The following is a 6144-nucleotide window of genomic DNA, read 5'->3' as shown; positions in this document are numbered from 1 at the left end:
CTGGGGGCGACCATCGTCAGCCCGTGGGGGATTTTCCTCGACACCGACAAGGGCCTGGGCTGGGGTTATGACGGCGGCGGTGCGAGCTTCAGCGCCTACGTCGGCGCCAGCGGCTCACGCAAGGACGAAAGCAAGACCGGGCGCCCGGGCTCGAAGAAACTCAAGGGTATGGGCGAGATCAAGACTCGCCCCCAGGTGGGTGTCAGTGGCAGCTATAACCTGGGCGGGGTGATTCTCGGCGCAACCCTGGAGCATGCGCTTGAGGAAGATGATCACAAGGATTCCGGCAAGGCGTTCACCCATCTGGAACTGATCCTGGGCACCAACCTGTACGACGGCGACTACGGTTCGCTGGATGCCAGCCTCAGCAGCCATTTTGGCGACAGCAACTACCTGCAGACCTGGTACGGCGTGACCACCGGCCAGGCCGCACAGAGTCGCTTCAAGGCCTACAAGGCCAGCGGCGGCAACATCAGCAACGGGATGAATCTGGTGTGGAGCTTGCCGATCAGCGAGCACACACAGTTTTCGACGCTGCTGGATGTGCAGTACCTGGCAGACAAGGCCGGGCAAAGCCCGATTGTGGAGAGACGCTTGCAGACGTCGGTGATGGGGATGGTCGAGTACACGTTCTAACTTTGGTAACCCAATCAAAATGTGGGANNCTCCCACATTTGATCTCCATGGCTCCTGGATGATTACTCGGCATACGCCCAGGTCATCCGAAACGATGCCCCGCCCCACTCCGAATCCAGCACTTCAACCTGCCCGCCATGCCATTGGCACACCCGCCGCACCAGCGCCAGGCCGAGGCCGAAGCCACCGGTGCGGCGGTCACGGCTGGCGTCCAGGCGCAGGAACGGCTCGAAAATCTTCCCTCGCCCTTCCACCGGCACACCGGGCCCGTCGTCATTGACCCGTACTTCATAGCCGGTGCCAAACTTCACCAGCGACACTTCCACGCGCCGGTCGGCGTAGCGAATTGCATTGCGCAACAGGTTGATCACCGCCCGTGCCATAAAGCGCGGCTCGATACGGATGTAATCGACTTCACAGGTGCGCAGCAGCAACTGCACGCCTGCCGCCTCGGCCTCCAGGGCGACGCTGCCGAGCACACTGTCGAGCCAGCTGTGGGCCTCGATGCTTTCCCGGGTGATCTGCGTGGCGCCGCGTTCCAGGCTGGCGTAGGTCAACAGTTCCGAGACCATTTCTTCCAGCTCGCCGAGGTCGGCATACATGTCGGCGATCAGTGCGCGGCTCTCCCGTGGATCGGCCTGTTGCTTGAGCTGGTCGAGCTCAAACGACAGCCGCGCAATCGGCGTACGCAGCTCGTGGGACACGGCGTTGGTCAACTCGCGCTGGTTGGCGATCAGGCTTTCAATGCGCTCGGCCATCTGGTTGAAGTGCCCCGCCAGCTCGCGCACAGTAGAACGGCGCGGCAGCAGGATGCGCGAGCCGAGATCGTTGTCACCGAAACGTTGCGCGGCCAGGCGGATATGCTCCAGGTCACGCCAATGGGGCCGAACCCAGAAGTACAGGACAATCGCCAGGCACAGGCCGAGGAAGCCATAGGCCCACATGTACAGCCACTTGGGCTCTTCCGGCAGTTTGATTTCCAGCAGTTGGTGGCCGCCGTCGATGTTGGAGATGAACTCCATGAAATCCCCACGCACCACCAACTCGCCACTGGCCAGCAGCTGCTGCTCACGCTCGGTCAGTTTCAGCTTGTCCCGCTGCACCAGCGCCAGGCGCAGCCCATAGTGCGGTTGCAACTCGGCCAGGCGGGCGGCGCGCGCTTCCCCCGTCACCGGCCGCAATTGTTCCACCAACCCATACGCCGGGCCGCGCAGGGCCTCGCGGTTGTAGGTTTCGTTGGCCTCCGGCAACAGCTCATCGAAGGTGTAGTTCACCAGCCAGATCGCCCCGGCCAAGCCAATGGCCAGGATGATATACAGACGCAGAAACAGCCTTAACATCTAGACCTCCCAGGCGAACGGATTGAACAGGTAGCCCTTGCCCCAGATGGTCTTGATGCACACCGGTTCCCGGGGGTTGTCATTGAGCTTGCCGCGCAGCTTGCTGATGTACACGTCGACGCTGCGGTTGAGCCCGTCAAAGGCAATACCGCGCATGCGGTTGAGAATGTCATCGCGGGAGAGGATTTTCCCGGCGGCGCTGGCCAGCAACCACAGCAGTTCGAATTCCATGGTGGTCAGGTCGATCTTCTCCCCGCCCAGGCTCACCACCCGGCAACTGCGGTCAATGGCCAGGCGGCCGAACTCAAGGGCGCCGCGCACCGTAGGTTCCGGCGCCTGGCGACGTTGCAGGGCGCGCAGGCGAGCCAGCAGCACAGGCGGCTTGATCGGCTTGATCACATAATCATCGGCGCCGGACTCCAGGCCGAGGATGTGGTCGAGGTCGTCTTCCTTGGCGGTGAGGATCACGATGGGTGTGTCGGACACGTTGCGAATTTCACGGCACACATGCAGGCCGCTCTGGCCGGGCAGCATCAGGTCGAGCACGACGATCTTCGGCTTGAACTCCAGGAACGCCGCCAGCGCCAGGTCGCCGCGGTGCACGGCCAGCACCTCGAAGCCATGCTGGGACAGGAAATGGGCGATCAGCCCTGCCAGCTTCTCATCGTCCTCCACGAGCAAGACCTTGCCGAGACCCAAGTTATCCATAAATTTCCAGTGCACGCGCGGATTGAAGTGTGCGCATTATAGGTGGCAAGCCGGCAGACTAAAGCAGCTGGCCATCACTGGCCGACGAAGCTTCATGCTTTTAAGAGTTTTTAACAGTTTCACCGCAGTCTTTAACTCGGTACCGTCCGCCAGATGCGCCCCACACGCTTTTCGGAAATGTCGCTGATGACAACACCGCAAACACAAGAGAATCATGGCCCTCTACCTACATAGCGGGAGAAAACCATGTTCGTTCGTCACAAATCAGACATTGAAAACACCGCGCACTTTGTCGAATGGGGCGCTGGCACCAGCCATCGGTTGCTGACGGAAAAGGACGGGATGGGTTATACCGTCTGCCACACCGTCGTGCGTGCCGGCACCGAGTCACTGCTGCAATACCGTAATCATCTGGAGGCTTGCTACTGCATCGCCGGTGAGGGTGAAGTCGAAGATATGGACGGTAACGTCTACCCGATCCGCCCCGGTGATATTTATGCGCTGGACCAACACGACTGCCATTATCTAAGAGGCGGAAAGGAGCAGGACCTGGTGCTGGTCAGCGTATTCAACCCGCCGCTCAAGGGCGACGAGCGCCACAATCTCACGGATAAATCCGGCTCCGGCTACTGACGACAATTTGACTCACGGACACGAGCACACCATGCGCAAGGATTACCTGGCTTTCTTCATTTCGTTGTTTCTGTCACGCCTGGCCGACCAGATTCTGTTGTTCATCGTGCCGCTGATCGTGTTCCAGACCACCAACAGCGTGTCCTGGGCGGGCCTGGCGTTTTTTGTCGAATCCTTGCCGCGGTACCTGTCGTTCCCGGTGTGCGGGGCGTTGTGCGACAAATATCCCGCCGTGCGCGTCCTGCATATCAGCCAGGTGTACCGGGCGCTGGCGTGTGTGGCGGCGGTGCTGCTGTATGGAATGTTCGACGGGATTTACTGGATTGTCATGCTTTCGGCGCTGTGCGGCGTGTTGACCACCCAGGGCATCATGGCCCGGGAAGTGCTGCTGCCGCATATCTTCAAGCATTACACCTACGCCAAGACCTTGTCCTACTCGCAGATTGCCGACCAGACCGGGCTGGTGCTGGGCCCACTGGTGGCCGCGCTGATGTTGGGCGTCTGGGCCTGGCACTGGGTCGTGCTGGGGGTTGCAGGGCTGTTCCTGCTGGCGGACCTGGCGATGCGCATCTGGCAACGCCACACCACGGTCAATCTTGAAACTTTCGAGCAGCACAACGACATCTGGCTACAGCCGTTGCACGTTGCCTTCGGGCATATCCGCGACCTGCCGGAGCTGAAAAGGATTATCGCCCTGGCGGTGGGTGTGAACCTGATCATCGGCGTCACCCTCGCCACTTCCGCCGCGATGGTCATTGGCCAATACGCCGCCGGCAAGGACACCTACGCCGGGTTGCAGGCGGCCGGCGCGCTGGTGACCATCGCCATCCTGTTTTTCCTGGCGCACGCTTCCCTGCCGCTCAAGGTGCTGGGCGGTTTGTCGTATTCGATGATTGCCGTGGGAGCGTTGATCACGGCCATCAGCCCGAATGTGTGGGCTTATGCCGTGGGTTTCCTGCTGCTGACCGGTTTCGACAAGATGTTCAACGTGTACATCCGTAGCGTCCGACAACGGGTAATCCCGGCCCGGGACTTTGGCAAGACGGTGGGCGTGCTGACCTTGCTCAACAACCTCTCGCAGCCGCTGGCCGGGTTGCTGATCGCACTGCTGGCGGCGCCGCTGGGGACGCAGGCGGTGATCCTGATACTCGCCGGGATCACCGCGTTGCTCGGTGCAGCGGTTGCGTCAGGCTGGCACGCCGCTGTGAAAGCGGAACTCGACGTCCGGTGACTCGATCAGTTCCTGCTCGGCGGCGCGTACACGGTCGATGACCTGGGCGATGTCCTTGGCGTCGCCGTACTGGTAAGCCAGTTTCAGGTAACCCTGGAAATGCCGGGCCTCGCTTTTCAGCAGGCCGAAATAGAACTTGCCGAGTTCTTCGTCCAAATGCGGCACCAGTGCTTCGAAACGCTCGCAACTGCGGGCTTCGATAAACGCGCCGACCACCAGGGTATCCACCAGTTTGACCGGTTCATGGCTGCGCACCACCTTGCGCAATCCCGAAGCGTAGCGGCCGGCGGACAGTTGGCGCAGCTCGATCTTGCGCTTCTTCATCAGGCGCATGACTTGCTCGTGGTGCACCAGTTCTTCCCGGGCCAGGCGTGACATCAGGTTGATCAGGTCGACGTGGGAATGGTACTTGGCGATCAGGCTCAAGGCGGTGCTGGCGGCCTTGAATTCACAGTTCTTGTGGTCGATCAGCAGGGTTTCCTGGTCGGCCAACGCGGCCTGGACCCAGCCGTCGGGGGTGCGGCAACCGAGGAATTCGTGGATTTCTGGCAGGTTCATCGGGCTCACGGGCAAAGATTCACAAAAGGCCGGCGATTATACCGACCGCGCCGCAGACCGCCAGCTACCGGGCTTGATGTGCATCAACATGACGTGTGCCGGGCAGCAACTATAGTTGTTCCACGCCCACCCTTTTTTGGAGAACCCGACCATGCAAGCCATACGCAGCATCCTGGTGGTCATCGAGCCTGAGCATTCGGAAAGCCTGGCCCTCAAGCGCGCCAAGCTGATTGCCGGCGTCACCGGGGCACATTTGCATTTGTTGGTGTGTGACAAGAAGCACGAGCATTCTGCGATGTTGAGCCTGCTGAAAGCCGGTTTGCAGGAGGATGGCTACAGCGTCACCACCGAACAGGCGTGGAATGACAGCCTGCATGAAACCATCATCGACGTGCAGCAGGCAGAGGGTTGTGGGTTGGTGGTCAAGCAGCATTTCGCTGACAGCCCGCTGAAAAAGGCGCTGTTGACGCCTGCCGACTGGAAGTTGATGCGCTACTGCCCGTCTCCGGTGCTGCTGGTGAAGACGTCCAGGCCTTGGGCTGGCGGGGTGATTTTGGCGGCCATCGATGTGGGCAATTCTGATGCCGAGCATCAGGCGTTGCATAACGCGATCATTGATCATGGGTTTGATATCGCGAGCCTGGCCAAGGCGCAGTTGCATGTGATCAGTGCGCATCCGTCGCCAATGCTGTCGGCGGCGGATCCGGTGTTTCAGCTCAAGGAGACGATCGAGGCCCGGTATCGTGAGCAGTGCAAGGCGTTTCAGGCGGAGTTCGATATTGACGACACTCATCTGCATATCGAGGAAGGGCCGGCGGATGTGTTGATTCCTCACGCGGCGCACAAGTGGCAGGCGGCGGTGACCATCATTGGTACGGTGGCGCGCACCGGGATTTCCGGGGCGTTGATCGGGAATACGGCGGAGGTGGTGCTGGATGCGGTGGACAGTGATGTGTTGGTGCTTAAGCCGCAGGAGTTGATGGATCATCTGGAAGAGCTGGCTAATGGGTGAGTGTTGTAAATCAAAAGCTAAAGCGG

The 6144-nt window shown here is 60.6% G+C and carries 7 protein-coding genes; 4 read left to right on the top strand and 3 right to left on the bottom strand.

The genetic code is table 11. The annotated features are described in order from the left end of the window. On the top strand, window positions 1-636 hold a 636-nt coding region (locus HX846_RS06400; RefSeq protein WP_178965152.1), incomplete at its 5' end, for a MipA/OmpV family protein. A gap of 62 nt (window positions 637-698) precedes the next feature. Here HX846_RS06400 and HX846_RS06395 read toward each other — a convergent pair. Next, a complete protein-coding gene (locus HX846_RS06395) occupies window positions 699-1976 on the bottom strand; it encodes an ATP-binding protein (RefSeq protein WP_102606509.1) in 1278 nt (425 codons plus the stop codon). Beyond that, window positions 1977-2684, bottom strand: a complete 708-nt coding sequence (locus tag HX846_RS06390) for a winged helix-turn-helix domain-containing protein (protein WP_003217561.1) — start codon at window positions 2682-2684, stop codon at window positions 1977-1979. Between the two features lie 246 nt (window positions 2685-2930). Between HX846_RS06390 and HX846_RS06385 the strand changes: the two genes are divergently transcribed. Further along, window positions 2931-3317 (top strand): ectoine synthase, encoded by a 387-nt coding sequence (locus HX846_RS06385; protein WP_003217559.1) that lies wholly within the window; start codon window positions 2931-2933, stop codon window positions 3315-3317. A 31-nt stretch (window positions 3318-3348) separates the two neighbouring features. Then, window positions 3349-4548: an MFS transporter gene (locus HX846_RS06380; protein ID WP_178965151.1), complete on the top strand. Its 1200-nt coding sequence runs from the start codon at window positions 3349-3351 to the stop codon at window positions 4546-4548. Here the strand turns inward: HX846_RS06380 and HX846_RS06375 are convergent. Then, entirely contained in the window at window positions 4504-5106 is a 603-nt protein-coding gene (locus HX846_RS06375) for a tRNA-(ms[2]io[6]A)-hydroxylase (protein ID WP_008431008.1), read from the bottom strand. The genes HX846_RS06380 and HX846_RS06375 overlap by 45 nt on opposite strands. A 151-nt stretch (window positions 5107-5257) precedes the next feature. Here HX846_RS06375 and HX846_RS06370 point away from each other — a divergent pair, with 151 nt between their 5' ends. Next, window positions 5258-6118, top strand: coding sequence for a universal stress protein (locus HX846_RS06370; RefSeq protein WP_178965150.1), 861 nt, complete (start codon window positions 5258-5260; stop codon window positions 6116-6118). Window positions 6119-6144: the final 26 nt, after the last annotated feature.

Origin of the sequence: Pseudomonas sp. K5002 (assembly GCF_013386655.1) — a bacterium.
Taxonomy (GTDB): domain Bacteria; phylum Pseudomonadota; class Gammaproteobacteria; order Pseudomonadales; family Pseudomonadaceae; genus Aquipseudomonas.
Note: the sequence above shows the minus strand (reverse complement) of the source record. Positions and strands in the feature narration are given on the sequence as shown.

What these genes read in the sequence shown, in the direction of transcription:
- HX846_RS06380 (WP_178965151.1), top strand. Translation starts at nt 3,349, where the DNA reads ATGCGCAAGGATTACCTGGCTTTCTTCATTTCGTTGTTTCTGTCACGC.
- HX846_RS06375 (WP_008431008.1), bottom strand. Translation starts at nt 5,106, where the DNA reads ATGAACCTGCCAGAAATCCACGAATTCCTCGGTTGCCGCACCCCCGAC.
- HX846_RS06395 (WP_102606509.1), bottom strand. Translation starts at nt 1,976, where the DNA reads ATGTTAAGGCTGTTTCTGCGTCTGTATATCATCCTGGCCATTGGCTTG.
- HX846_RS06370 (WP_178965150.1), top strand. Translation starts at nt 5,258, where the DNA reads ATGCAAGCCATACGCAGCATCCTGGTGGTCATCGAGCCTGAGCATTCG.
- HX846_RS06385 (WP_003217559.1), top strand. Translation starts at nt 2,931, where the DNA reads ATGTTCGTTCGTCACAAATCAGACATTGAAAACACCGCGCACTTTGTC.
- HX846_RS06390 (WP_003217561.1), bottom strand. Translation starts at nt 2,684, where the DNA reads ATGGATAACTTGGGTCTCGGCAAGGTCTTGCTCGTGGAGGACGATGAG.